This is a genomic window from Enterobacter sp. H2G27, assembly GCF_054403075.1.
This window is the reverse complement of record NZ_JBSVSI010000001.1, coordinates 1,965,393-1,991,429: the sequence shown is the minus strand read 5'-3', so window position 1 is coordinate 1,991,429 and position 26,037 is coordinate 1,965,393. Positions and strand designations below refer to the sequence as shown.

Genomic DNA, 26,037 nt, shown 5'->3' with positions numbered 1-26,037 from the left:
TATCGCCCAGGTAGGGAGATACAAAGCCGTACAATTTTACTCACGGCGCGGTAGCGTAATGGAGACGTCCAGCCCGCCCCCGTTACGGTTCGCCAGCCTGAGCTTTCCTTCCAGCTGAGCGGTGAGCTGCGCGGCGATCGCCAGTCCGAGTCCTGTCCCGCCAGTCTCGCGGTTGCGCGAGGTTTCAACCCGATAAAACGGCTGTAAAACTGCCTCAAGCTCGGTTTCGGGGATCCCCGGTCCGTCGTCCACAATGTGAATAATGACCTCGCTGTCTGATGAATCGTCTATTGAAATCGCAGCATGCTCGCCGAATTTGAGGGCGTTATCCAGCAGATTGGTCATCACCCGGCGAAGCGCCTGCGGCCGCGTGACGATGGGCAAGCGGGCTTCGCCTGCCTGAAAGTGCACGTTTTTACCAATGTCCTGGTAATCGCAGGCGATGCTGTTGATCCAGGCGTTCAGCTCCAGCTTAAGCGACGTCTCCTCCAGTGATTCCGATGACCGGGCATACGCAATGCCCTCCCGCACCAGACGAGACATGTTATCAAGATCGTTCAGGAGTTTGTCGCGAAGTTCAGGCTCTCCGGCCATTTCGACGCGCAGCTTCATGCGGGTAATGGGCGTCTGGAGATCGTGAGAAATCGAGGCCAGGATCTGCGCGCGTTCCCGGAGATAAGACTCAATGCGCGCCTGCATGGCGTTGAAGGCATGCGCTGCCCGCTGCACCTCAAGCGGCCCTTTTTCCGTCATTGGCGTGCTGGCCGCCGGATCCAGCGCATCCACCGCGCGGGTAAAGTGTGAAAAAGGCCGCACGACCTGCCGCACGGCTATCCAGGAGCAGACAGCCAGAACCAGCAGCTGCAGGATGAGAACGACCGGTAGCCAGCTGGCGACGGGCGGCATGCGCGGGATCAGGTCAATGGTCAACGGTGCGCCATCGCGTAACGTAAGATGGGCCTGAATATGTGAAATGGCGCCAGGAACCGCGGTAAAGCTAAGCGGGTAATGCGCGGCAAGCGTCGCGTCTAAGGTTCGGATAGCATCTTGCGAACGCTTATCCGTCGGCGCTGCGCCTGGTTCCCCTGTGCCCAGAATATAACGATAGTTACCCCGTTCAAGCCGCGGCAGCCAGGCGGCACGTTCGCTCGCCGGTAAGCGGTCTAATATGGCGACGCTGGTTGCGACATCGTTTTCCAGATTACCGAGCATCACCGTGCGGGCGCTGTGCATGCGTTCAACCATGACCAGCGTCAGGCTCAGGGCGTTAGCCAGCAGCAGACCGGCCAGCACGACTAGCAGCAAACGGGCCAGCAGCGAGCGTGGCCAGAGCCTCATTCGTTAACCTCTTTGATGGTCACCGGCATCGTAAAAACGTAGCCTTCGCTGCGCACGGTTTTGATATAAGCGGGCATGCGGGCATCTTCGTTGAGACGCTGGCGAACCCGGCTAACCAGCAGGTCGATTGAGCGTTCAAACAGCTCGGCGTCTCGCCCCTGCGTCAGGTTGAGCAGCTGGTCACGGGTCAGCACGCGCTGCGGATGGTCAAGGAAAACGCGCAGCAGCCGATACTCCGCGCCGCTGAGCGCCACAATTACCCCTTCCGGATCGATTAAGTGGCGAGCGACGGTATCGAGCTGCCATTCACCAAACATCACTAGCCGCCCTGCTTCCGTCACCTGTAGATTGGGCGGCATCGTGCGAAAACGCCGTAAAATCGCTTTGATACGCGCCAGCAGCTCGCGGGCGACAAATGGTTTCACCACGTAGTCATCCGCGCCCATCTCCAGACCCAGGATCCTGTCCGTCTCCTCGTTGCGCGCCGTCAGCATCAGGATGGGGAGATCTTTATGTTTCCCGACGCGCAGCTCTCGACACAGCGTAAGGCCGTCATCGCCGGGCATCATGACATCCAGCACAACCAGGTCGATATGCTGTTTATCCAGCACGACGCGCATCTCTTTGCCGTTGGCCGCGCCCGTCGCGCGATAACCAGACTTAGCGAGGTAATCGACAATCAGTTCACGAATATCCCTGTCGTCATCGACGACAAGGATATGATCAATATGCTCCACCGAAATCTCCAGACCGAAGGGTAACGTACTGAAAATAGCACATTTCAGAGTTTGTCAGCGTCAACAACGGCCTTAACAAAATCCTGCGGATCTTCCTGAGGCGGGTTGTGCCCTACGGTGGCCCCAAAAGTGCGGTGCTCGTACTTACCGGTAAATTTACCCGCATAGGCCTGCGGTGCAGGATGCGGCGCGCCGTTGTTCCCACCTTCGATGGTGATCGTTGGAACGGTGATATTCGGCAGCGTGGCCAGTTTCTGCTCGTAGCTGTCGTATTTGCGCTCACCTTTTTCCAGCCCTAAGCGCCAGCGATAGTTGCTGAGCGTCACGGCGACGTGGTCCGGGTTGTCGAGGGATTTGGCGCTGGCGTTAAAGACAGCATCGCTAAATTTCCAGTCAGGCGAGGCCTGAGACCAGATTAAACGGGCGAAGTCATGCGTGTTTTTCGCATAGCCTTCAGCACCGCGCGCGGTGGCGAAGTAGAACTGATACCACCACTGCTGCTCCGCTTTTGGCGGCAACGGCTGTTTGCCAATCTGCTGGCTGCTGATGAGATACCCGCTCACTGAAACAAGTGACTTAACGCGCTCGGGCCACAGCGCCGCAACGATATCTGCCGTTCGGGCACCCCAGTCATATCCTGCAAATACCGCCTGCTTAATATTCAGGGCGTCCATGAGGTTCACAATATCTTTCGCCATGGCTGAAGGCTGGCCGTTGCGCGGCGTTTTGGCTGACAGGAAGCGCGTGGTGCCGTAGCCGCGCAGAGAAGGCACAATCACCCGATAGCCTTTTGTCGCCAGTGCGGGTGCAACCTCGGCGTAGCTGTGAATATCATAGGGCCAGCCGTGCAGTAAAATAACCGGCTGACCGTCTTTCGGGCCGAGGTCGACATAGCCGACGTTCAGATCGCCGGCGTTAATTTGCTGCGGATGATCAAAGGCGGCCGCGACATTCGTGCCGGTGACTTCAGCCTGACAGGCCATCACGGTGCCAAGCGAAACGGTCAGTGCAAGGGTCGAGTACGCGAGTTTGCTAAACATGTTGGTATCTCCGGTTGATTACAATTCACGGGGATATAACAACACTGCAGTGTATAGCGGATATGTGCGAAAGCGGGTTTATTGCAAGCCTGTGTATGTATCCGGGACCTTGATACAGTGTGATACAAACACAGGCGTTGTCGCCTTAAAGGGAGAGGCGATAGCGGACGTAATCGTCAGCCTCACCGTATTTGTCATAGAGTTTACGCGCCGGGTTGTTCTCCCGGGTGACCCAGTACAGTTTTGACCACCCTTCGCGCTTGCCTTCCTCAATCAGGGCGTCAATGAGCGCTTTAGCTGCTCCCGCCCCGCGTTCATCTGCATCAACAAACAGATCTTCCAGATAGCAGATGGGCGCGGTAGACCAGGTTCCCTCATGCAGAATACACATCGCGAAACCGATGACCTTTTGGTCCTTCTCGACCACCCGGCAGAACATCGATGAATGCGCTGAGAGCGCCCTTTCCCACGTCGCTGCGGTGACGGATTCCTCAAGGTAGCAATCATAAAAATGGGTGTAACCATCCCACAGCGGTCGCCATTGGGAATAGTCCTCTGCGCGTAAAGATCTTACCGTAACTGCCATTTTTTCCTCACATTACAGGTCAATTGCCATTTCAAAACAGCGTAAATCAGCCCCCGCCATACGCGAGTGATGATAGTTTTCGCGCAGCGTGACAAACCCCAATTTCTGATAAAACGACTGGGCGTTAGGCGTTGCATCCAGCCTCAGACGGGTTATCCCCCGGCTACGGGCTTCATTTTGGAGCGCCTCGATAATCCGGGTCGCCATGCCTTTACCGAATGCCGCGGGCAAGGTGAATATCGCCTCCAGACAGTGGGTATCCAGATCCAGATAGCCGGTCGCCGCAACGTCGCCCTTTTCATCTTCCACGACGTAAAAAGGGTATTCAATGACCATCTGCCGATAGCGTTCGGGCATCAGATCCGGCGTCCAGCGCGCAATGACGTCGGCATCGTAACTGGTTTTACAGCCGTGACGAATCGCCTGGTTGCGAATGTTCCAGAGTGTTTCGGCTTCCTGCGGCGTGGCTTTTCGTAATGTCATAACCTCCCCCTTTAACGGCTTTTTAGCCGCATTTCCCGTGCCAATCTGGCAAGACGCTGAGTACGACAATAGAGCGTAAACAGCACAAAGCCGCTGCTGTTCATCACCACCCGACAAAGTAACAGCGCGAAAGATGCAATGACGAGCGGCCAGAGGCTTCCATCATGGGAAAGCAGGATATGTAGACCCTGAACGAGGGTCGTTATCAGCAGGATGATAAACAACGCCATAAAGCCCGACAATCCCGACGTCTTTCCACGAGCCAGTGGTACGCTTGTCACAATCAGCGCGCCTGTCATCATCAATGATGGTAAGAAAAAGCTCAATGCATGATGTAAAGGTGACAAACCCTGCAATGTGCTGAGAAAAGGCAAAAGGTTTAGCGCAAACGCCACTAAAAACAGAGGTAACAGCGCAGCTACCGGATAAGGATTTTGACGCGGAAGCTCGCTGAGGGGACGCGAAAAATACCGTTCCAGCTCGGGAGTGGAATTATCCAGAAGGCGGGTATCACGATGAGCAATAGCCTCCTCTATCTCTTTGCCATGCTGCAGGAGATCCTGGAAAACCCGTCCGGTTAAAAGAGACACAAAGCTCATTAATATTTCGCCATTAAAGAAAGGATGCCCATTTCTGGTAGGGAATGAACCCAGCACGCCTCAACTGAATGTGATAGAGATGAAAATACCAGAACGCAAACAAAAGCATAACGCCTAAACAGGGAGATCCGCGCATGACGATACCGACGCTCACGACAGAACGCTTACTGCTGAAACCGCTGGTAGCCGAAGATGCTGCCCAGATACAAACGCTTTATCCGCGCTGGGAGATCGTCCGCTATATGGTCTCCTCCGTGCCCTGGCCCTACCCGGATAATGGTGCAGAAAACTATGTCAACAACGTGGCGCTGCCGGATATGGCAAAAGGGATTGCCTGGTTCTGGAGCATCCGGCGACGTGAGGTGCCGGATGAATTGATGGGCATTATTTGCTTGTACGACGTCGAGGACAACAACCGCGGGTTCTGGCTCGCGCCGGAGTTCCAGGGTCAGGGATATATGCGTGAAGCCAGCATTGCCGCGACGGATTACTGGTTCAACACGCTAAACAAACCCGTATTGCGCGCGCCGAAAGCCGCCGCTAACAGCCGCTCCCGACGTATTTCAGACAGTAGCGGCATGCGGCTTATCAGAATTGAAAAGAAAGCCTACGTTAGCGGGATGCTGGACTCCGAGCTGTGGGAAATCACCCGCGAAGAGTGGAACGTCCGTCAGGTCAGCTGATAATGTTTATCCGGCATCAGCCTTTCCGGGATGTTCTCTTCATCGTTCATCTGCAGCAGATCGCGTTCCATCATGTTGCAGATGGCGTCCAGCGGCAGGTCGTTATCTTCGGTGCCAAACGGATCTTCCAGCTCTTCCGCCAGGGTGTCCAGCGAGATAAAGGTGTAGGAGATCAGCGCCGAGACAAAGGGCGTCATGTAGTGCAGATCTACAACCAGCGCGAACGGCAGCATGATGCAGAACAGATACACAGTGCGGTGCAAAATCAGCGTGTAGGCAAACGGCACAGGCGTGGTTGCAATGCGCTCGCAGCCGGACAGGACGATGGACATATCGTTTAGACGGTTGTTCAGGCTGTGGAACAGGATATCTGAGAGCTCTCCATTACGCCGCCGCACGGCCAGCCACTCCCCCATGATCAGTAAAATACGGTTTGCGGGTGAGTTGGCGTTCATCACCTGACGTAAATCTTCCGGAGAAAGATAGCGAGAGAGTTGCTCGGCGTTCAGCTCCCGGCGCAGGGTCATGCGCAGGCAATTGGCAAAAGCAATCTGCAGGCGGACAAATTCGCCCAGATGCTTATCGTCAGGCAAGGTGTTTTTTACCTCGCGAAACAGCGAGCGTGCCGCTATCATCAGCTGCCCCCAGAGCAGCCTCGCCTCGACGTAGCGTGAATAACAGGCGTTGTTTCTGAAACCCAGAAAGATAGCGATCGCCACGCCGAGAATGCTGAATGGCGCCACGGTAAATTTGATCCCCAGCGAGGTATACCACGGCAGCATAAGGATAACGGCGATAGAAAGCAGGAAGTTGAGCAGCAATCGGGTATAGATCTTGGGAAGTACCGAACCGTGCCAGACAAAAATCAGTTGTAGCCAGTGCTGTTTAGGACGAACGATCATAGTGAGTTTCAGGAAAGAAAAGAGCGAGGCTATTAAACGTGATCCCCGTCACCGTTGCAAGCATGTTAACGGAACATTGCATTTTCTCCCCTGAGTTACGAAAACCGCACGGTGGTGCATGTGTTTTTTTAAAAACAAAGACAATAGTATGTTGTAACTAAATAATGTCGTATTCAAACCCGGCCGAAGCCGGGTGAATCTATTAACAAAGCGGTTTAGCCGCGGCGCGCATGCCCTTAAGCAGAATGGCATCCAGATCCAGCGTCACCTGGTCGACAAGACCGTTCACCTGCGTCAGATCCTGTTCCCAGTGCTCACTCACGCTGAGCACCGACTGCACCAGTTCACGGGTGCTCAGCTGCCGATCGCGGTGCTGCGCCCACAGCTGCTGATAACGTTCCAGCCAGCATGCATCATCCTGCACCGGATAGTTCTCCCCGTTACGCTCCGCGCGATAAAAAGCGATCAGTGCGGCCAGAGCATACGTCAGGCGTGCTGGTAATTGCCCCGTAGCCTTCTGCCCTGCCAGCAGCTGCGGCAGGATGCGGGTGCGGTATTTGGTCATGCCGTTAAGCGCGATGGAGAGCAGCTGGTGTCGGATGTAGGGGTTGCGAAAACGCCCAGTTACCGCACTGGCGAAAGTTTCCAGCTCGTCACGCGGCAGATCGAGGACCGGAATAATCTCCTGATAAATCGCTTTTTCGACGAACGCGCAGACCTCGGCATCATTCATCGCCTCGCCTACCGTATCCAGCCCGGCCAGGAACGCGACCGGTACCAGCGCCGTGTGCGCGCCGTTCAGGATGGCGACTTTGCGCTCTTTGTAAGGCCTGATGTCATCGACAATCAGCACGTTTAACGGGTACTTATCCAGACGAAGCTCGTGCTCAAGGGATGCTGGCCCCTGGATAACGAACAGATAGAAATGTTCAGCCGTGTCCAGGAACCGATCGTGATAACCCAGCTCAGCTTCAAGCGCAGCCGCTTCATCGCGCGGGTAACCGGTCACGATACGGTCTACCAGCGTCGAGCAGAAGCAGTTGGCGTCGTTTAGCCACCGGATAAAGGCCACAGGCAGCGCCCATTCCTGCGCATAGCGCAGAACGAGTTCACGTAAGGCATCTCCGTTGTAGTCAATCAGTTCGCACGGGATGATGATCCAGCCTTTATCCGGCGCGCCGTTAAAGTGGCTGAAGCGCTCAAACAGTAGTCGCGTCAGCTTCGCCGGATAGCTCACTGCAGGGGCATCGTCGAATTTGTCACCTGCGTGGTAGCTAATACCCGCTTCGGTGGTATTCGAGAAAACAAACCGCATATCCGGATTGCGAGCCAGTTTCAGAAACGCGTCATAGTCTTCGTAGACGCTGATTTCACGGTTAACGGAGCGGATAAGACGGCTCTCGCTCACCGCTTCCCCCTGCCCGTTCAGGCCACGAACGATAGTGGTATAGAGACCATCCTGAGTGCTCAGCGACGGTGGAAAATCGCTCTGAATAGGACGGACGATAACCACGCCGGCATTAAGATCGGTATGTTCATTTAGCAGGTCGATTTGCCAGTCGACAAACGCACGCAGGAAGTTGCCTTCACCAAACTGAATGATGCGTTCTGGGTATTGAGCACCGGGAAAATCACGACGGTTGAGCGTGTTCACAAGGGGTTCCTTTTATGATTAGTCATACAGCCTGATAGGATTGGTACGATAACTTATCAAAACTTAACGACCAGAAACCCTGTTTTGATCAATACGTCGCGTAGTTGTGCAGAATATTTACAGGAACTTATAAAACACGGACGTGGCCGTCATGGCACCGTCCGGCATCAGCGCGTAGCGCGGGATCTCACCAACCTTTTGCCAGCCGGCACGCTGGTAGAAGGTTTCGGCCCCGCTGCCGGTGGAGGTATCAAGCACCAGAACCGAAATATCTTTGGCCCGGGCCTCAGCTTCCAGCGCTTCCATCAATGCCATCGCGGCCCCTTTCCGGCGCGCTTTCTCATGAACCAGCAGCTTTGCCACATCGGCCCGATGCGGCTGGTTTTCCGGCTGGTCTGTGATCAGCTGCACCGTTCCGATGATGCCGTCCTGCGCATCGACGCAGACAAGCACCAGCCGCTCGCCTCGCGCTACGCTTTCGGCAATACCGCGCCAGAAAATACGGGCCTTATCCAGGCTATAAGGGAGCATAAAGCTGACGGATGCCCCGCCGTTCACACAGTTTTCGAGGATCCCGGCCAGCGCATCAATATGGGTAAGAATTTCGTCTCGGGTGAGGTTTTTGATTTGCAGTGAGGTATTCATTGTTTTTCCTTACGTTGAATACCATCACTGTGCATTTAACATCTTCTTAACGCAAACGGATCGAACATACGTTTTTATTATGTCACCGGGCGCGCTGGCGCTGCTGTTTCATGGCATACATCTTTTCATCGGCATCTTTTAACCACTGCTGCAGGTCGTTGCCGTTATGATCGAATTCGCTAAGCCCCCATGAGAAATGAAGCGACCAGGGATGCAGCTTGCGGGCGTTATAGTGTTCCACCTGCTCAGCGAGATACTGCATGGCAATCCAGGCCCCCTGCTCATCCGTATCCGCAAACAGCACGGCGAACTCGTCCCCGCCAAAACGCACCAGTAGATCTGCTTCACGGAAAGAGCTGCGCATCAGTTGCGCCATGGCTTTCAGCGCCTTATCTCCCTCTTCATGGCCGTAGCGATCGTTAATTTCCTTAAAACGATCCAAATCCAGCCAGCCAAGCGTCAGCGGCTCAGCCCGGCGCCGGGCAACGGAAAGCGTGAAACGTACAAGCTGATTAAAGCCCCGACGGTTGAATAACCCGGTTAATTCATCCGTGGTCGCCGCACTGATGGCAGCAAATTCATCTTCCGCCAGCGCGCCCAGGTCCCCCAGCACGGCGAGGTCGGACGCTGAAAACTCACGGGGAGCGTAATCAATCAGGCACAGCGAGCCCACGCTCGCGCCGTCACGCAGGCGCAGCGGGAAGCCCGCGTAAAACCGCACGCGCGGCTCACCGGCCACCAGCGGATTATCCGCAAAGCGATCGTCCTGAAGCATATCCCCCACCACCAGCGGCGCTTCGGTGAGGATCGTATGTCCACAGAATGAGATGTTACGCGGAACGGCGCTCGGTGCCTGACCATCAGCCGACTTGACGATCAACGAATGCTCATCGATAAGATTGACCATCGCCAGCGGCACCTGGAAAAAGCGTTTTGCCAGACGCGTTAAGCGGTCAAACGCCGGGGAACTGTCAATCTCAAGCAAACCAGACTCGCGCAGCGAGTTGAGACGTTCCGTTTCATTTTCAGGGGTTGCAGGTGCTTTCATAATGTCTCCTGACGTAAAGCGTTACTAAAAGCGTAGCTTAAACAGAGGCATTGTCAGTGTTCTGACGTCCTGTTAAGCCGCTTACTATTCACGTCAATGCCTTATGACGATTAACGCAGCTATGTTTCACTCCCGGAGGGCGTAGCAATTTGCTCGTCCGCCACCCGGGCGCTGGTACGGTTTCGACCCGCTTTTTTTGAACGATAGAGATGATCGTCCGCCTCGGCCATGAGCTTGTTGAAGACCTCGGTCAACTGCCATGACTCTGCCTTTCCACTTCCGAGGCCAATACTGACCGTCAGATAGAGGGTCTGGTTGCGCCATGTAAAAGGATGGCTGGCCACGGTGGACCGGATACGTTCAGCCAGTTCAAAACCGTGCTGCGCGTCGCCTGAATTAACTACCACCGCGAACTCTTCCCCGCCCATGCGCGCCACCATGCCGTCTTCACCGACAACCTGCTGAACCTGTCGGGCAAACGACGCCAGCACGCGGTCTCCGCACTCGTGGCCGTAGTTATCATTAATGCTTTTGAAATAATCAATATCCAACAGCATGACGGTCAGAAAACGTGTATGCCGGTAGGTTTCTTCCTGCTTTAACGCCTCATAAAGCCCGGAACGCGAATAGACGTGCGTTAAGAAGTCATAATCCGCCCTGAGCGAAACCTGACGGATCAGGGAGTTAATCGCCGCCATGCTGACGGAGACCATCACCGGACAGATCGCCATCGTGGCGATCCCCAGCCGGGCTGAAAACATCATTGGCGTCGTAAACGGCGTCGCCACGGCAATATTAATAATCGAATTGGCGACCAAAATGATTTCAGTGGCGCCCGTGATAAACGTCAGCAGGCAGGTCGCAGGCAATGAGTAACGAACCGCACACCAGATAAGTGCAGGCAGAGGAAACGAGAGGCTCCCCGCTCCGCCAATCACCACCGAAGCGACCACCGAGACGATCAGCGCAATCACAGGCAGCAACTGCTCCAGACGTAACCTGAGTTCACGCCCGGGCATGCGTAACGTGAGCATACAAGGCACAACAAGCACGCCGGTTGAGAACTGCTCGCTAAACCAGTCGGCAAACAGCGGCCAGAAGGTGTGACTGTCAATCCCAACCGACCCCACCGCGCCGAGCAAGGCACAAAGCAGCGCGGCAATCAGGCAGTAGTTAAACAGGCGTAATGCGTTAAGCGGATCCGGGGTTTTCTTCATTAGCCGCTTGTCGCGCTGAATCAGCACGGCGACGGCAACGATAAAGATCATGTTAGACAGGTTGATCACCGCTGAAGCGATACCCCAGTTGGTCGTCACCGCGTCGTACAACAGCATCGCGACATAACATACCGCATAGTAGTGCAGGCGATTCAGGTAAACATAGCGGGCGAAGATCCCTGCCATGACGCCATTCAGCGGCCAGAACAGAGAGAGGGCCTCAACGAGCCGTAACTCCGCGCCCACAACATAGAATAAGGTGGTGAGGATAAAGATCGTCGATGCATTTCGCAGCGGCGTGTCAACCTGGAACGGCCTGAAGGCAGTAAGAGCAGAACGCATTAAATATCATTCCATATGAAAGCTTACGGCAATTATTGCGGTCGTCAGCACGATTGGGACTAACTTAGGATGCATCTATAACACAAATAACACAGGAGCATAACTCGTCAAATTTAGGCGTTCATTTGCAACACCAGCCAGTGGTGAATGACGCCGACAATATAATTTTGCTGCTGCGCAGTGAGCGTCACACCCTGTGGAATGTTATGCCATTTTGCCAGACAGCCCCGACAACAGGTGGCCGTGGCATGCTGGTCAATGGTTTCGGGGCCTTTGTCCCAGCAGTACTGTCGTTCCTTATCGCCTAAGCGAAAGCGCGAGCGAAATGTCGATCGCGCCAGACGGGAAAAAAGAGGATCAAGATCGGACATCAGTATACGGAACGTCCCAGACGCTGGGTCAGTTTCTCCAGAACCGCGACACCGGCAAGCGAATTTCCCGTTTCATCCAGTTCCGGGCTCCAGACGGCAATCGCCATTTCGTGCGGCACAATCGCCACGACTCCGCCGCCAACGCCCGATTTAGCTGGCAATCCAACGCGCCAGGCAAACTCACCGGCGTTTTGATACATCCCGCTGGTGGCCATCAGCGCGTTAACCTGGCGAGCCTGTAGAGGAGAAACCACTTCCTGATCGAGATGCGGCGCATGACCCTGATGCGCAAGGAACAGGAACGTCTGAGCCAGCTCAACGCAGCTCATTTTCAGGGCGCAGTAATGGAAGTAGTTTTGCAGGACGGTCGCCACGTCGTTGTGGAAATTACCGAAGGATTTCATCAGCCACGCGATAGCCGCGTTACGGGCGGAGTGTTCAAACTCCGAGCGCGCTACCAGCGCATCATAGGCAATATCGTCAACGCCCGAGAGCTGACGAACAATCTCAAGCATTCGCTGGCGCGGAGCGCTGAGGCGGCTTTGCAGCATATCGCAGACCACCAGCGCCCCGGCATTGATGAAGGGGTTTCGCGGTTTCCCCTGTTCAATTTCGAGCTGAAGCAGCGAGTTAAAAGGCTGGCCGGAAGGATCTTTACCCACGCGCTGCCAAATCTCTTCTTCTTCGTACTGGCGCATCGCTGCAACCAGACTCAGCACTTTCGAAATGGACTGAATGGAAAAACGTTCAGTGGCATCGCCTGCCTGGAATCGCTGTCCGTCGATAGTACAGATAGCGATGCCCAGCTTATTCCCGCTTACCGAGGCAAGGGCCGGAATATAGTCGGCAACCTTCCCCTTTCCAATTAAAGGACGAACCTGCGCCAGAATCTCGTCCAACATCTCATTATGGATGACCGCAGCCACACTTTGCTCCTTGCCCTCAGGCTAAAACGGGCTGCGAGTATAACAGAGGCTTATGTATTACGTCAGGCGCTAAGACGAAAACGCGAAACGGCCTGCAATAAAAGATCGGATTGCTTTTGCAGCCGCTCTGAGGCATCTGAGGCGTCAGAGACCAGCAGGTCCGTCTGACGGGAGACCTGATTCAGCGCCTGAAGCTGACGCGTCATCTGGTGAATACTCTCTCCCTGGCTGAGCGTGGCGGTGGAGATCTCATTAAGCAAACTGCTTAGATTGCCCACCAGCCCGGTGACCTGCTGGAGATTTTCTTCCATCAGGGTGACGGCGCGGGAACCGTCTTCAATGCCCTGCAGCGAGCGGTTGATCAGCTCCTGTATGGTCTGCGTCGAGTGGCTGCTCTTTCTGGCCAAAAGACCGACCTCCCGGGCGACGACGGCAAACCCGCGTCCCTGGTTTCCTGCATGGGCAGCTTCGATGGCGGCATTGAGCGCCAGGATGTTAGTCTGAAACGCCACGCTGTCGATCATCGCCACGATCCCGCGCATCTCAGACGATCGGTCGACGATCGCCTGCATGGACGCGTTTACGGTTAACATTATCTGGTCGCCGCCCACGGCGGCCTGGCGCGCCTCATCGGCCCGCGAGCTGGCGAGCCTGGCATAGCCGGTATTCCCTTCCACGTGGCTTTCCAGCGCCGCAATATGCGCCGTCACGTCCTCAAGCTCTTTCGCCTGACGCGCTGACTGCTGATACAGCTTCTGGTTACCCTCCGCGAGGGAGCCGATGTTTTCCACCATCGTGGCGGTGGCATGGCTGACCTGCGTCACCAGCTGCTGCAGGCCGTGCTGCATCGTGGCGATACTGTCGCTGAGCTGCCCTATCTCCCGGTTGAAGCGCATGACGTTGGGCGGCGTGCCGGAGAGATCCCCTGCTGCCAGCCGGTTGATATGCGCGATGAGCCGACGAAGCGGCGTAATCACCCATCTCGACATGCCGAACCACACGATAACCGCGATGGCGAGCAACAGCACAGGCGCAAACAGGAACAACGTTTGCAGGCCGGATAGCTGTGCCATGAGGCTCTGGCGCCCCTGCATGGCCAGCTTCTCGCTTGCCTGCTGATAGCGCGCATAGTTGTCGTTAAAATCTGTCTGAAACGCCTGCGCCGGGACGGCAAAAAAAGCGTCGATGGTGTTGGTTTTGACCAGACCTTCAGCCTGCTCTTCGATCGCGCCGTAGAAAAGTTGATAGCTGTTCACCAGCGCGTCGTCTTTCGGCGGATTAAGCGCCAGCCAGGCCTTCCATGCCTGCTGAGAAATCTTCAGCGCCTTTTGCGCATCATCCATCAGGCTATGCCAGCTCCCGTCGGATCCGGTCTCTTTATCCTGCATAAACCAGACGCCGGACCGGTTAAGCAGGTCGCTTGCCGCCAGCAGGGAAACACGGGCCTGATCCAGCTTGCTCTGCTGCTGCCAGGCCAGAAGGTTTTGCTGCTCGTTGCGCTGGGCGTCGTTCAGGGAGGCGTTAAGCAGAAATGACGAGGAGAGCTGCAGCGCGGAGAAAAGGCCAATAATACAAAAGATCCCTGTCAATAGGCCAAAGTGACGGGGAGTAAGACGCTGCGCAATACGGCGAAAAATTTGCGTTAGGTTCATAATTAGCTTCATTTACAAGGCGTTAGACGCGAGCGAGTCTACGAAATGAAAATGACAGAACCATTGCAGATTAGTGACAACGGCCCTCGCTCTGAGGGCCGAAATTTAGGATTACACGCGATCCTTCCATACCGTCTGCGCGTTACAGAACTCGTGCAACCCAAAGTGGGAAAGCTCGCGTCCAAAGCCGCTTTTCTTCACGCCACCGAAGGCCACGCGCGCATCGCTGGCGCTATAGCCGTTGATAAACACGCCGCCGCACTCCAGCTCGCGCGAGAATTTATCCGCAAGCTCTGCGTCAGCGGTGAAGACCGTCGCAGACAGGCCAAAGTCGCTGTCGTTGGCAAGCGTCAGGGCGTGCTCCGCGTCTTTCGCGACCGTAATGGCCGCGACCGGACCAAACAGCTCCTGACGGAACGCCGTCATCGACGGGGTAACGTTCGCCAGCACGGTTGGCGCGTAGTAATTGCCCTCTCCGCTGATTTTCTCTCCGCCCAGCAGCAGCGTTGCCCCTTCGGCCAGGGTGGCCTGCACCTGCTGATGCAGCTCATCGCGCAGGTCAAAACGCGCCATCGGGCCCAGGTAGTTCTCTTCTTCTTCCGGCGCGCCCATCTTTAACGCAGCAACTGCATCGACAAAGCGCTGTGTAAAGTTCTTCGCAATACCCTCTTCCACAATGAAGCGTTTGGCCGCCGCGCACACCTGCCCGGTATTCTGATAGCGACCCGCCACCGCCGCCTTCACGGCAAGATCCAGGTCGGCATCGTTGAGGACGATGAACGGGTCTGAGCCACCCAGCTCAAGCACGCATTTTTTCAGCGCGGCCCCCGCCTGAGCACCAATGGCAGCCCCGGCACGCACGCTGCCGGTGACGGTCACCGCCGCAATACGACGATCGTTAATCGCCTGGCTGACGCCGTCATTGGTGGCGTTCACCCAGCCGAACACGCCTTCTGGGAAACCCGCATCCGCAAAGATCTGCGCGATAAGATCTGCAGAGCCGAGCACGTTGGGGGCGTGTTTGAGCAGATAGCTGTTACCGGCCAGCAGAATTGGCACCGCGCCGCGCAGCACCTGCCAGAGAGGGAAGTTCCACGGCATCACCGCGAGGATCGGCCCCAGAGGACGGTATTCAATGACCGCGTTCTGGTTTTCCACCAGCGTAGGCTCCGCACGCAGCATCGCCGGGCCGTGCTCGGCATACCAGTCGCACAGACCCGCGGATTTTGCCACTTCCGCCCGCGCCTGCAGGATGGGTTTGCCCATTTCACGGGAGATCGTCTGCGCCATCTCTTCCGCGCGGTGTCGCAGCGCTGCGCCGAGATCGCGCAGCTTTTGCGCCCTGTGGGCAACGCTTTCACGACGCCACTGGCGGTACCCCGCGTCGGACTGAGAAATTGCGCGGTCAACCTGTTCCGGCGTCGCCCAAGGCCAGGTTGAGAGGGTTTCACCCGTGGCCGGGCTGACAGAGAAGGCATGTGTAGCAGATGAATAAGTCATGTTGTTCTCCACGTGTTTCGGTTGATTAATTGTGGCTCACTCTGCTATTTCTTAAAAATGAATAATACTAACCACCTTATTCACGAAACGAGAACATTATGGATTTAACCCAGCTTGAAATGTTTAACGCCGTCGCACTGACGGGCAGTATCACCCAGGCGGCGCAGAAGGTGCATCGCGTGCCGTCTAACCTGACGACCCGCATTCGCCAGCTGGAAGCCGATCTTGGCGTTGAGCTGTTTATTCGTGAGAACCAGCGTTTGCGCTTATCCCCGGCCGGGCATAACTTCCTGCGCTACAGCAAGCAAATCCTCGCCCTGGTGGATGAAGCGCGCATGGTTGTAGCGGGAGATGAGCCGCAGGGGTTATTTGCCCTCGGCGCGCTGGAAAGTACCGCAGCCGTGCGCATTCCTGAAGCGCTGGCGCAGTTTAACCAGCGCTATCCGCGCATCCAGTTTGCCCTTTCTACCGGGCCATCCGGGACGATGATCGATGGCGTACTGGAGGGAACCCTCAGCGCCGCCTTCGTCGACGGGCCGCTGTCGCACCCGGAGCTGGAAGGCATGCCGGTCTATCGGGAGGAGATGATGCTGGTCACGCCTGCCGGGCACGCGGAGGTCGCACGCGCCGCGCAGGTTAGCGGCAGCGACGTTTACGCTTTTCGCGCCAACTGCTCGTACCGTCGACACCTGGAGAGCTGGTTTCATGCTGACCGCGCCGCGCCCGGCCGCATTCATGAGATGGAGTCCTATCACGGCATGCTCGCCTGCGTTATCGCGGGCGCAGGCATCGCGCTGATGCCGCGCTCAATGCTGGAGAGTATGCCAGGGCATCATCAGATTGAAGCCTGGCCGCTGGCGGAAAACTGGCGCTGGCTCACCACCTGGCTGGTGTGGCGACGCGGGGCGATGACCCGCCAGCTGGAGGCCTTTATAGCGCTGCTAAACGAACGTCTTCAACCAGCGCCTTCTCCATAAACAGGCTGAGCGGGTCGTCAACGTACGGGGCAAACGCCGGGCGTAAATCGTATCCGCACTGTTCATAAAGACGCACCGCGGCGCGCTGTTTAATACCGGTCTCCAGCCGTACCGTGTGGCAATGACGGCTCAGGGCCTCATCTTCCAGGGCGGCCAGCAGCGTCTCGCCGAGATGCTGCCCGCGATGGGCCGGATCGATATAGACCCGCTTCATCTCGCCCGTTCCGTCGCCGTTGAGAACAATAGCGCCACAGCCAACGGCCTGAAGCTGCTGGTCGCGAATGACCATCAGGATCAGCGAGGCTTCCGGCAGCGAAGCCAGATCGAGCAGATGATTGCTTTCAGCGGGATAGAGTTCGCTCTGATAGCGGTCAAGCGCCGCGATCAGACTGAGGATGTCCGGGTGACGTGCAGATTCAGAGGTAATGGAATACATGGCAGGCTCCTTGCTTTTTTATGAGGCTAAATTTCAACATAGCGCAGGCCTGCCAGGGTGCTTCATAGTATTAACTTATCGCTCCGCTCTGTTAGCGCAAAAAGACACGCCCTTTCAGATACAGGGTGGCCTGACCGCCTATGAGCACGCGGTCGCCCTTCAGCTCGCAGCGCAGATCTCCGCCACGGTGTGACACCTGGCGGGCATTGAGCGACGTTTTGCCCAGCTTTTCGCTCCAGTAAGGGATCAGCATGCTGTGGGCAGATCCGGTGACCGGGTCTTCCGGCACCCCTTCGCCCGGGCAGAAGAAGCGGCTGACGAAGTCATATTCTTCTCCCGGCGCCGTCACGCAGACCATTTTATCCAGCGGAAGCAGCGCCCCAATATCCGGCGTTAACGCTTCCACCTGCTGCTGGCTCTCCAGCACCACCAGGTAATCACGTCCGACGCGCACCTCTTTTGCCTCAGTGATGCCCAGCGCGCTAAACAGCAGCGCAGGTGGGTTCTCGACAACCTCCGTTGACCACGCCGGGAAGTTCAGCGTCAGCCAGTCGCCGCTGCGTTTCACCGTAAGCTCGCCCACGAAGCGCGTGGTGAAGGTGATTTCGGTATGCGGATAATCAAGGTATTCGAAAATGACGTGCGATGCGGCAAGCGTAGCGTGACCGCAGAGGTTAATTTCATCCAGCGTGGTGAACCAGCGCAGCTCAAACCCGCCGTCGGTGCGCACGAAAAAGGCGGTTTCAGACTGGTTATGCTGCTGCGCCATTTTGAGCAGCGTCTCGTCCGGCAGCCACTCTTCCAGAGGACATACCGCTGCCGCGTTGCCGCCAAATGTTTTGTCGCTGAAGGCATCCACCAGATAAAAATCAATTTCCTGCATTGTCTCTTCCTCTCTTGTTATGGGTATTTAGCGCAGAAAAACTGTGCCTTTCAGATAAAGTGAAGCCTGTCCGCTCATCAGCACGCGCGAGCCTTTCAGCTCACAGCGCACGTCGCCGCCGCGCGCGGAAACCTGACGGGCAAGCATGGCTGTTTTCCCCAACTGTTCACCCCAGTACGGGATCAGCATCGTGTGCGCGGAGCCGGTGACCGGGTCTTCCGGAACGGAAACGCCGGGGGAGAAAAAGCGGCTGACAAAATCGTATTCCCCCTCGCCGCGCGCCGTCACGCTCACCTTATGCTCGCCCGGCGTCATCGCCGAAAAGTGTGGCGCAAGCGCCTCGACCTGCTGGCGATTTTCCAGCACGATCAGCCAGGCGCGCCCCTTACGGGCTTCAACGTAGCGGCTGATACCCAGCGCCGAGAGCATCTCCGGCGGAGGTGTCTCTTGATGGGTTGGACATGCCGGGAAGTCCAGCGTCATCCATTCCCCCTCCCGAGCTACCGTCAGGCGGCCAGAGGTGGTGTCAAAGTGGATCCGCGAGTCGGGGTAATCCAGTTCATTAAACAGAACGTACGCAGCGGCAAGGGTGGCGTGGCCGCAGAGATTGACCTCTGTAAGCGTGGTAAACCAGCGTAGCTCAATGCCCCGTTTAGTGCAGACGAAAAAAGCCGTTTCCGACTGATTATGCTGCTGCGCCATCTTCAGCAAGGTCTCATCGGGCAACCATTCCTTGAGCGGACAAACGGCAGCCGGGTTGCCGCCGAACGTGATATCGCTGAACGCATCGATCAGATAAAAATCAATCTCCTGCATTGTCTTACCGCCTGTTTTTATTGTGTTGTTCTTTTATATTCAGTGAAAACAGCGTTCCCGGCTACCGCTTTCACAAGGTAAATTTTGAGATCTGCATCACATAATGGTTGAGTTTTCGCCGTTCAACGTTTTAAGATCGTCTCCTCTTCTTTTCAGCAACGAATCTCCGACATCCCTATGACAACGAACACAGTTTCCCGCAGGGTTGCGTGGCTACGCGTGGTCACGCTGGCCATTGCCGCGTTTATTTTTAACACCACAGAATTTGTTCCGGTTGGGCTGTTGTCTGACATCGCTGAAAGTTTTCAGATGGAAACGGCTCAGGTAGGCATTATGTTGACCATCTACGCCTGGGTAGTGGCGCTGATGTCCTTGCCGTTTATGCTACTGACCAGCCAGATGGAGCGACGCAGGCTGTTGATCGGCCTGTTTGTCTTGTTCATCGCGAGCCACGTACTGTCGTTTATGGCGTGGAATTTTACGGTGCTGGTCATTAGCCGCATCGGCATTGCCTTTGCCCATGCGGTGTTCTGGTCGATCACCGCCTCGCTGGCTATTCGACTCGCACCGGCGGGTAAACGCGCCCAGGCGCTGAGCCTGATTGCCACCGGTACCGCACTGGCGATGGTGCTGGGTCTGCCGATTGGCCGCATCGTGGGGCAATACTTCGGCTGGCGTACCACCTTCTTCGCTATCGGCATGGGCGCGCTGGTGACGCTGGTGTGTCTGATTAAACTTCTGCCCGCGCTGCCGAGCGAACATTCCGGCTCGCTGAAAAGCCTGCCGCTGCTGATGCGTCGCCCTGCGCTGCTGAGCATCTACCTGCTGACCGCCATCGTCGTGACGGCACACTACACGGCGTACAGCTACATTGAACCGTTTGTGCAGGTGGTGGCGGGCTTTAGCGCCAACTTTGCCACCGTATTACTGCTGATCCTCGGCGGCGCGGGCATTATTGGCAGCGTGCTGTTCGGCAAGCTGGGTAACCGGCACGCCTCGACGCTGGTGAGCTGCGCTATTGGTCTGCTGCTGGCCTGCCTGCTGTTGCTGCTACCTGCCGCGGGCAGCGAAAGCCATCTGGCAATCCTCAGCCTGTTCTGGGGCGTGGCAATCATGATTATTGGCCTCGGCATGCAGGTGAAGGTCCTGGCCCTGGCACCGGATGCAACGGATGTCGCCATGTCGCTGTTCTCGGGGATTTTCAATCTCGGCATTGGCGCGGGTGCGCTGGTGGGAAATCAGGTCATACTGCACGTGTCGATGTCGGCGATTGGCTATCTGGGTGCCATTCCGGCACTGGTGGCGCTGATCTGGTCAGTGCTCATCTTCCGTAAGTGGCCGGTGGCGCTGGAGGAACAGGGGCAGCACGGGTAAGGTTTATTTATGCCGGGCAGCGCTGCGCCTACCCGGCAATCACATCAATGATAGGTCTTAATAATCTCCAGCACGCCGTTAATAATAAACTGCACGCCCATACAGACCAGTAAGAAGCCCATCAGACGAGAAATCGCCTCGATACCGCCCTTGCCCACCCAGCGCATAATGGCGCCGGAGCTGCGCAGCGACGCCCACACGATAACCCCGATAATCGCAAAAATCAGCGGCGGTGCCACCGTCAGGACCCAGTCCGGGAAGGTTGCGCTGTCGCGCACCGTCGACGCGGAGCTGATGATCATCGCGATGGTACCCGGCCCCGCCGTACTGGGCATGGCAATCGGCACAAAGGCGATATTCGCACTCGGTTCGGTTTCCAGCTCTTCCGATTTGCTGGTCGCTTCCGGCGACTCATGCGCTTTTTGCGCCGGGAACAACATGCGGAAACCAATGAAGGCCACAATCAGCCCACCGGCGATACGCAGGCCAGGGATGGAAATCCCGAAGGTATTCATCACCACCTGTCCGGCGTAATAAGCCACCATCATGATGGCAAACACATACACCGAGGCCATCATCGACTGATGGTTGCGCTCGGCGCTGTTCATGTTCCCTGCCAGCCCGAGGAACAGCGCTACCGTCGTTAACGGGTTAGCCAACGGCAGCAAGACCACCAGCCCAAGGCTGATTGCTTTTATTAAATCCAACATAGTGCGTTGTCGTCCTTATCCATATTTAACACAGCAATTATAGGGGGAAAGTGTGACATTCAGCCATGGGCGCAACGTAACGATTATTTTCCTTCTGAAAAGATAACAGGAAGTTATCTCTATGATTTGAAACACCTTAAAAAAAGTTCATGAAACGTTTTAGCAATTCGTGGCATCGGCTGGTTCATTCAGTTGACTTATACTTGCCTGAGCAATAATATCTGCCGTGACTAACTACTTGCCAGGGCAACCATTGTGAAAAGCACCAGTGATATCTTTAACGACGTTGTTCCGCTGGGTCGTCTTATTCATATGGTCAATCAGAAAAAAGATCGCCTGCTCAATGACTACCTGTCACCGCTGGATATCACCGCAACACAGTTCAAAGTGCTGTGTTCCATTCGCTGCGAAGTGTGTATCACGCCGGTTGAGCTCAAAAAGGTGCTCTCTGTCGATCTGGGTGCGTTAACCCGCATGCTCGATCGTCTCGTCTGCAAAGGATGGATAGAACGAAGCCCTAACCCGAATGACAAACGCGGCGTACTGGTGAAGCTAACCAGCGATGGCGCGGCCATGTGCGAGAAATGTCATCAATTAGTAGGACAAACACTGCATCAGGAACTAACAAAAAACTTAACGGCAGATGAAGTGGCAACCCTTGAGCTTCTGCTGAAGAAAATCCTGCCGTAAACAGAAAAAAGAGGTATGACGATGTCCAGACGCAATACTGACGCTATCACCATTCATAGCATTTTGGACTGGATCGAGGATAACCTGGAATCGCCGCTCTCCCTTGAAAAAGTGTCAGAGCGTTCGGGTTACTCCAAATGGCACCTGCAACGGATGTTCAAAAAAGAGACCGGCCATTCATTAGGTCAATATATTCGCAGCCGCAAGCTGACGGAAATTGCCCAGAAACTGAAAGAAAGCAACGAGCCGATCCTTTATCTGGCGGAGCGTTACGGCTTTGAATCGCAGCAAACCCTGACGCGTACTTTCAAAAACTATTTTGACGTGCCGCCTCATAAGTACCGAATCACCAGCGTGCCGGGCGAATCCCGATACCTGTATCCGTTAAAACACTGTAGTTAATTATCGCCTGTAACAGACGTAACCGAGGAAATCATGAAAGCTATCGCCTCCGCCGCCCTCGCCTTGCTGGTGCTGTTCTCCAGCCAGACCTTCGCGGAGCAAACCCCTCGTGCAACGCAGCAAAATAATCCTGATTCGATGATTTTGCCGTCAGCACATGACCAGTCGCCTTATGATTTCAACCACATGGGTGCTGGTAGCGACAAATCCGACGAATTAGGCGTGCCTTACTATAATCAGCACGGCCTCTGATTCGTTTTTGCCCCGCAGACGCGGGGCTTTTTTTATGCCTTTTCGCTTACCCGCGTCGTCCGACGCACCCGCAGACCAAACACGTTAATATACAGCCCGGCCATGATCAGCACGGCGCCAAACAGCTGCAGCGCGCTCAGCGTTTCATCCAGCAATATCGCCGCACTGGCAAGTCCTACCACCGGCACCAGCAGGGATAACGGCGCGACGCGCCAGGTTTCATAACGCCCCAGCAGCGATCCCCAGATCCCGTAGCCCACAATGGTGGCGACAAAGGCCAGATAGACAAGAGAAAGGATCGTGGTCATATCAATGTCGACAAGGCTGTTCAGCATCACCGCCGGACCGTCCAGAATGCACGACGCCAGCAGAAACGGGATAACCGGGATCAGCGCACTCCAGACCACCAGCGACATCACCGCCGGGCGCGCCTCGTGCTGCATGATCAGCTTGTTGAAGATATTCCCGCAGGCCCAGCTCAGCCCCGCCGCCAGCGTCAGCATAAACCCGAGCAGCGCCACATGCTGACCATTCAGGCTGGCCTCGATCAGCACCAGCACGCCGAACACCGCCAGGGTGATCCCCGCCAGCTGTTTGCCCTGCAGGCGCTCGCCAAACACAAACGCCCCGAGAATAATGGTAAAGAACGCCTGCGCCTGTAACACCAGCGAGGCAAGACCCGCCGGCATACCGAACTTGATGGCGCAAAAGAGAAACGCGAACTGGCCAAAGCTAATGGTCAGACCGTAGCCCAGCAGCAGTTTAAAGGGGATCTTTGGACGCGCCACAAAGAAGATGGCCGGAAAAGCGACCAGCATAAAGCGTAAACCGGCCAGCATCAGCGGCGGCATGTTGTGCAGCCCCAGCTTAATGACCACAAAATTAAGCCCCCATACTACGACCACCAGCAAAGCCAGCAGCCCGTCTTTACGCGTCATACCCTGCCCCTGAATTATTAATAATTTGTTAACACTTCAAGGTAACAGAAAAAAGCACGCTGCGAGAAGATCATTAATTCTGGCAGGCAGCTGAAGCACTTAGGGATAAATCAGGCGCTATACAAGCCCCTTATGTCATGGTAATCCTGTTAACACACATCTAATAAAAGCATAAGCAACTGTCGGGCAGGAATATGAAACCATCTCTCAGGCGCTCAACCGCAGCGCTGCTGACATCGTCATTGTTGTTAACCATCGGTAGAGGGGCAACGCTGCCGTTCATGACCATTTATCTCACGCGCGTCTACAGCATGAGCGTTGAGAATATTGGTTATGCCCTGACCGTGGCGCTGACCATTGGCGTGGTATTCAGCCTGGGATTTGGCATTCTGGCCGATAAGTTTGATAAAAAACGCTACATGCTGATCGCGATCGTGGCGTTTATCGCCGGCTTTGTGGCGATCCCACTGGTCAATAACGTCACGCTGGTGGTGCTGTTCTTTGCGCTGATCAACTGCGCCTACTCCGTCTTTTCGACGGTGCTGAAAGCCTGGTTCTCCGACGTGCTCACCTCCAGCCAGAAGGCGCGGGTCTTCTCGCTTAACTACAGCTTCCTGAACATTGGCTGGACGGTCGGCCCGCCGATTGGCACCCTGCTGGTGATGTACAGCCTGCAGCTGCCGTTCTGGCTGGCGGCCTTCTTTGCCGCCCTGCCGCTGGGCTTTATCCATTTCTTTGTACAGAAAAGCGTGGCGTTAGATACCGCAGAGGAGAAGACGCCGTGGCAGCCGTCGGTATTGCTGAAAGACCGCGCGCTGTTCTGGTACACGCTCTCTGGCCTGCTGGCGTCGTACGTGGGCGGGTCGTTCGCGAGCTGTATTTCGCAATACGTTCTGGCCGCGCATGCGGACAGTGATTTCGCCGAAAAGGTGGTCGCCGTGGTGCTGCCCGTCAACGCCGCCGTGGTGGTGACGCTGCAATATGCGCTGGGCCGCAAGATCTCAGCCAGCAATATTCGCCCGCTGATGACCCTCGCCACCCTGTTTTTTATCCTGGGGCTGGGCGGCTTTATGCTCTCCGGGGAAAACCTGGTTTACTGGGGCATCGCTGCCGCCATTTTCACGCTGGGGGAGATTATCTATGCACCGGGTGAATACATGCTGATCGACAACATTGCCCCACCGGGTATGAAGGCGAGCTATTTCTCCGCCCAGGCGCTGGGCTGGCTCGGCGCGGCGGCAAACCCGATGATCACCGGTATTATCCTGACCAATCTGCCGCACTGGTCCTTGTTTGCGATCATGATGGTCGCCATCGTCATGGCCTGGCTGATGATTCTGCGTGGGATGAGCGTGAAGGCCTGGTGCGAGTCACCCAAAGCGGCGTAGCGAATGCAGGCCGGGTAAGGCAAAGCCGCCACCCGGCAATAAAGCATCAGTGGTGCAACATCTCCTCCACCACCTGCTCTTTGTACATCTCATTCGGGTAATAGGTCGGCCAGTTATCCATCTCTTTCAGCAGTGCCTCGTGGGAGGTATTGCCCATGAAAATGTGGAAGTGCGAAGAGGCTTTCGGCCCGATGGTGTGGTCGCTGAACTGCACGAACTTCGGCGCCTTGCTAGCGGCGTCCTTACACTCAAACAGATAGCGAACGCCTTTCTTACCTGACGCGTAGGTCAGAATTTTGTAGCCGCTGTAATCATACTGACAGCGGCTGACCGCTTTGCCCTGATGGAATTCCATCACGTTATTTTCGATGCCGATGGCATCCACGTCCGTCGCATAGCCCGTGCGGTAGTAGGCTTTCACCTCGTCAAAGGATTTGCTTTTATCCTTCTGCGCTTTCTGCTTAAAGACCGGATCCAGCGAACCATCGAGCAGGAACGGATAGACCGACTGCCAGGTCCCGTCCCAGTCAGACAATGCTCTGTCCTTCACGTCCTTATCCTCAAACACGCCGTTCGCCGCCTTCTGTTCCGCTTCGGTCATCTGATGGCCGTGCGAATGAGCAAACAGCTGGCCGCTGACCAGCAGCGCCCCCAGAGTCATGGCAAATTTTCCAATATGTTCAGCCAAGATAACATCCTCATTCCGTTTTATAAGAATGAGGATGTTATAATATAACATTTCAGATCGCAACCAGGCCGCGAACGCCCTCCTGCTCCATGTTTTCACCCCGCCCGCGCTGAATAATCGTGCCGCGCGACATCAGCAGATAGCTGTCGGCCAGCTCGGCGGCAAAGTCGTAAAACTGCTCCACCAGCAGGATCGCCATGTCGCCTCTGCTTGCCAGAGTACGGATCACGTGGCCGATCTCTTTAATAACGGAAGGCTGTATGCCTTCGGTCGGTTCATCCAGGATCAGCAGCTGCGGACGGCTCGCCAGCGCGCGACCAATCGCCAGCTGCTGCTGTTGCCCGCCGGAGAGATCGCCCCCGCGACGATGCTTCATCTCTTTGAGCACCGGGAACAGCTGCCAGATCTCCTCCGGCACCTGCTTCGCCTCGCGTGCGGAAAATCGCGACAGCCCCATCAGGAGATTTTCCTCTACGCTCAGGCGCGGGAAAATCTCTCGGCCCTGCGGGACATACGCCACGCCAGACTGCACCCGCTGGTGCGGTTTGCTATGGGTGATCGTTTTTCCCTGCCAGATAACCTCCCCGGTTTTGGCCGGGATCAGCCCCATCAGACACTTCAGCAGCGTGGTTTTCCCTACGCCGTTGCGCCCCAGCAGGCAGGTGACTTCGCCGGTTACAGCCTCAAAGCTGACGCCGCGCAGGATATGGCTGCCGCCGTAATATTGATTCAGTTCATTAATCTGTAACATCATCGCTCC

General features: G+C 56.0%; 29 protein-coding genes. 7 read left to right on the top strand and 22 right to left on the bottom strand.

The window, feature by feature from the left end; all coding sequences use genetic code 11:
• Positions 1 to 36: 36 nt before the first annotated feature.
• The 6 genes from ACW9E7_RS09465 to ACW9E7_RS09440 all read right to left on the bottom strand — a co-directional run bounded on the left by ACW9E7_RS09465 (position 37) and on the right by ACW9E7_RS09440 (position 4,783).
• A complete protein-coding gene (locus ACW9E7_RS09465; RefSeq protein ID WP_458727654.1) occupies positions 37 to 1,338 on the bottom strand; it encodes an ATP-binding protein in 1,302 nt (433 codons plus the stop codon).
• Entirely contained in the window at positions 1,335 to 2,075 is a 741-nt protein-coding gene (locus tag ACW9E7_RS09460) for a response regulator (RefSeq protein WP_133294419.1), read from the bottom strand. The genes ACW9E7_RS09465 and ACW9E7_RS09460 overlap by 4 nt, the downstream gene beginning before the upstream one ends.
• Before the next feature lie 44 nt (positions 2,076 to 2,119).
• A complete protein-coding gene (locus tag ACW9E7_RS09455; RefSeq protein WP_458727653.1) occupies positions 2,120 to 3,115 on the bottom strand; it encodes an alpha/beta fold hydrolase in 996 nt (331 codons plus the stop codon).
• A gap of 145 nt (positions 3,116 to 3,260) precedes the next feature.
• Entirely contained in the window at positions 3,261 to 3,701 is a 441-nt protein-coding gene (locus tag ACW9E7_RS09450; RefSeq protein ID WP_458727652.1) for an N-acetyltransferase family protein, read from the bottom strand.
• 12 nt (positions 3,702 to 3,713) lie between these two features.
• A complete protein-coding gene (locus ACW9E7_RS09445) occupies positions 3,714 to 4,184 on the bottom strand; it encodes an N-acetyltransferase family protein (RefSeq protein ID WP_458727651.1) in 471 nt (156 codons plus the stop codon).
• 11 nt (positions 4,185 to 4,195) lie between these two features.
• Positions 4,196 to 4,783, bottom strand: a complete 588-nt coding sequence (locus ACW9E7_RS09440) for a hypothetical protein (protein WP_458727650.1) — start codon at positions 4,781 to 4,783, stop codon at positions 4,196 to 4,198.
• Positions 4,784 to 4,917: 134 nt separating this feature from the next.
• Between ACW9E7_RS09440 and ACW9E7_RS09435 the strand changes: the two genes are divergently transcribed.
• Entirely contained in the window at positions 4,918 to 5,466 is a 549-nt protein-coding gene (locus tag ACW9E7_RS09435; protein ID WP_458727649.1) for a GNAT family N-acetyltransferase, read from the top strand.
• On the opposite strand, the gene ACW9E7_RS09430 is transcribed toward ACW9E7_RS09435, so the two are convergent.
• The 9 genes from ACW9E7_RS09430 to sad all read right to left on the bottom strand — a co-directional run bounded on the left by ACW9E7_RS09430 (position 5,454) and on the right by sad (position 15,723).
• Positions 5,454 to 6,368, bottom strand: coding sequence for a bestrophin family protein (locus tag ACW9E7_RS09430; RefSeq protein ID WP_458727648.1), 915 nt, complete (start codon positions 6,366 to 6,368; stop codon positions 5,454 to 5,456). The genes ACW9E7_RS09435 and ACW9E7_RS09430 overlap by 13 nt on opposite strands.
• A 202-nt stretch (positions 6,369 to 6,570) precedes the next feature.
• Positions 6,571 to 8,022 carry a tagaturonate reductase gene (locus ACW9E7_RS09425; RefSeq protein ID WP_458727647.1) on the bottom strand — a complete coding sequence of 484 codons (1,452 nt, stop codon included), beginning with the start codon at positions 8,020 to 8,022 and terminating at the stop codon, positions 6,571 to 6,573.
• A 117-nt stretch (positions 8,023 to 8,139) separates the two neighbouring features.
• Complete coding sequence (locus tag ACW9E7_RS09420) at positions 8,140 to 8,667, bottom strand: GNAT family N-acetyltransferase (protein WP_133294414.1); 528 nt, start codon at positions 8,665 to 8,667, stop codon at positions 8,140 to 8,142.
• 82 nt (positions 8,668 to 8,749) lie between these two features.
• Positions 8,750 to 9,715 (bottom strand): sensor domain-containing diguanylate cyclase, encoded by a 966-nt coding sequence (locus ACW9E7_RS09415; RefSeq protein ID WP_115875055.1) that lies wholly within the window; start codon positions 9,713 to 9,715, stop codon positions 8,750 to 8,752.
• Between the two features lie 119 nt (positions 9,716 to 9,834).
• Entirely contained in the window at positions 9,835 to 11,274 is a 1,440-nt protein-coding gene (locus ACW9E7_RS09410; protein WP_458727646.1) for a sensor domain-containing diguanylate cyclase, read from the bottom strand.
• A gap of 113 nt (positions 11,275 to 11,387) precedes the next feature.
• Positions 11,388 to 11,645: a DUF4186 family protein gene (locus ACW9E7_RS09405; RefSeq protein ID WP_458727645.1), complete on the bottom strand. Its 258-nt coding sequence runs from the start codon at positions 11,643 to 11,645 to the stop codon at positions 11,388 to 11,390.
• Positions 11,645 to 12,571 carry a glutaminase B gene (gene glsB, locus ACW9E7_RS09400; protein WP_111964600.1) on the bottom strand — a complete coding sequence of 309 codons (927 nt, stop codon included), beginning with the start codon at positions 12,569 to 12,571 and terminating at the stop codon, positions 11,645 to 11,647. The genes ACW9E7_RS09405 and glsB overlap by 1 nt, the downstream gene beginning before the upstream one ends.
• 62 nt (positions 12,572 to 12,633) lie before the next feature.
• Positions 12,634 to 14,223, bottom strand: coding sequence for a methyl-accepting chemotaxis protein (locus ACW9E7_RS09395; RefSeq protein ID WP_458727644.1), 1,590 nt, complete (start codon positions 14,221 to 14,223; stop codon positions 12,634 to 12,636).
• A 111-nt stretch (positions 14,224 to 14,334) separates the two neighbouring features.
• Positions 14,335 to 15,723 (bottom strand): succinate-semialdehyde dehydrogenase, encoded by a 1,389-nt coding sequence (gene sad / locus ACW9E7_RS09390; protein ID WP_458727643.1) that lies wholly within the window; start codon positions 15,721 to 15,723, stop codon positions 14,335 to 14,337.
• 98 nt (positions 15,724 to 15,821) lie between these two features.
• On the opposite strand from sad, the gene ptrR reads away from it, so the two are divergent.
• Positions 15,822 to 16,700, top strand: coding sequence for a putrescine utilization regulator PtrR (ptrR, locus tag ACW9E7_RS09385; RefSeq protein WP_458727642.1), 879 nt, complete (start codon positions 15,822 to 15,824; stop codon positions 16,698 to 16,700).
• Here ptrR and ACW9E7_RS09380 read toward each other — a convergent pair.
• The 3 genes from ACW9E7_RS09380 to ACW9E7_RS09370 all read right to left on the bottom strand — a co-directional run bounded on the left by ACW9E7_RS09380 (position 16,654) and on the right by ACW9E7_RS09370 (position 18,835).
• On the bottom strand, positions 16,654 to 17,136 hold the full coding sequence (locus tag ACW9E7_RS09380; protein ID WP_127730865.1) for a GNAT family N-acetyltransferase: 483 nt from the start codon (positions 17,134 to 17,136) through the stop codon (positions 16,654 to 16,656). The genes ptrR and ACW9E7_RS09380 overlap by 47 nt on opposite strands.
• A 91-nt stretch (positions 17,137 to 17,227) precedes the next feature.
• Complete coding sequence (locus ACW9E7_RS09375) at positions 17,228 to 18,019, bottom strand: PhzF family phenazine biosynthesis protein (protein WP_111964605.1); 792 nt, start codon at positions 18,017 to 18,019, stop codon at positions 17,228 to 17,230.
• A 27-nt stretch (positions 18,020 to 18,046) separates the two neighbouring features.
• Entirely contained in the window at positions 18,047 to 18,835 is a 789-nt protein-coding gene (locus tag ACW9E7_RS09370) for a PhzF family phenazine biosynthesis protein (protein WP_458727641.1), read from the bottom strand.
• A gap of 177 nt (positions 18,836 to 19,012) precedes the next feature.
• On the opposite strand from ACW9E7_RS09370, the gene ACW9E7_RS09365 reads away from it, so the two are divergent.
• Positions 19,013 to 20,209 carry a sugar transporter gene (locus ACW9E7_RS09365; RefSeq protein ID WP_136194858.1) on the top strand — a complete coding sequence of 399 codons (1,197 nt, stop codon included), beginning with the start codon at positions 19,013 to 19,015 and terminating at the stop codon, positions 20,207 to 20,209.
• A 44-nt stretch (positions 20,210 to 20,253) separates the two neighbouring features.
• Here ACW9E7_RS09365 and ACW9E7_RS09360 read toward each other — a convergent pair whose 3' ends face one another.
• Positions 20,254 to 20,919, bottom strand: a complete 666-nt coding sequence (locus ACW9E7_RS09360; RefSeq protein WP_023335699.1) for a MarC family NAAT transporter — start codon at positions 20,917 to 20,919, stop codon at positions 20,254 to 20,256.
• Positions 20,920 to 21,174: 255 nt separating this feature from the next.
• Here ACW9E7_RS09360 and marR point away from each other — a divergent pair, with 255 nt between their 5' ends.
• The 3 genes from marR to marB are packed head-to-tail and all read left to right on the top strand — an operon-like array spanning position 21,175 to position 22,263.
• The gene (gene marR, locus ACW9E7_RS09355) at positions 21,175 to 21,609 is read left to right on the top strand and encodes a multiple antibiotic resistance transcriptional regulator MarR (protein WP_111964608.1); all 435 of its coding nucleotides are present in this window, start codon (positions 21,175 to 21,177) and stop codon (positions 21,607 to 21,609) included.
• Positions 21,610 to 21,630: 21 nt separating this feature from the next.
• Positions 21,631 to 22,011 carry an MDR efflux pump AcrAB transcriptional activator MarA gene (gene marA, locus ACW9E7_RS09350; RefSeq protein WP_008502237.1) on the top strand — a complete coding sequence of 127 codons (381 nt, stop codon included), beginning with the start codon at positions 21,631 to 21,633 and terminating at the stop codon, positions 22,009 to 22,011.
• A 33-nt stretch (positions 22,012 to 22,044) separates the two neighbouring features.
• On the top strand, positions 22,045 to 22,263 hold the full coding sequence (gene marB / locus ACW9E7_RS09345; protein ID WP_111964609.1) for a multiple antibiotic resistance protein MarB: 219 nt from the start codon (positions 22,045 to 22,047) through the stop codon (positions 22,261 to 22,263).
• Between the two features lie 32 nt (positions 22,264 to 22,295).
• Here the strand turns inward: marB and eamA are convergent, their stop codons facing one another.
• On the bottom strand, positions 22,296 to 23,201 hold the full coding sequence (eamA, locus tag ACW9E7_RS09340) for an O-acetylserine/cysteine exporter (protein WP_111964610.1): 906 nt from the start codon (positions 23,199 to 23,201) through the stop codon (positions 22,296 to 22,298).
• Positions 23,202 to 23,395: 194 nt separating this feature from the next.
• Here eamA and ydeE point away from each other — a divergent pair, with 194 nt between their 5' ends.
• Positions 23,396 to 24,589 (top strand): efflux MFS transporter YdeE, encoded by a 1,194-nt coding sequence (ydeE, locus tag ACW9E7_RS09335; protein ID WP_458727640.1) that lies wholly within the window; start codon positions 23,396 to 23,398, stop codon positions 24,587 to 24,589.
• 46 nt (positions 24,590 to 24,635) lie between these two features.
• On the opposite strand, the gene zinT is transcribed toward ydeE, so the two are convergent.
• Together zinT and urtE are read right to left on the bottom strand one after the other, a co-directional pair.
• Positions 24,636 to 25,277 carry a metal-binding protein ZinT gene (gene zinT, locus ACW9E7_RS09330; RefSeq protein ID WP_115876066.1) on the bottom strand — a complete coding sequence of 214 codons (642 nt, stop codon included), beginning with the start codon at positions 25,275 to 25,277 and terminating at the stop codon, positions 24,636 to 24,638.
• A 52-nt stretch (positions 25,278 to 25,329) separates the two neighbouring features.
• Positions 25,330 to 26,028 (bottom strand): urea ABC transporter ATP-binding subunit UrtE, encoded by a 699-nt coding sequence (urtE, locus tag ACW9E7_RS09325; RefSeq protein WP_458728382.1) that lies wholly within the window; start codon positions 26,026 to 26,028, stop codon positions 25,330 to 25,332.
• Positions 26,029 to 26,037 lie beyond the last annotated feature (9 nt).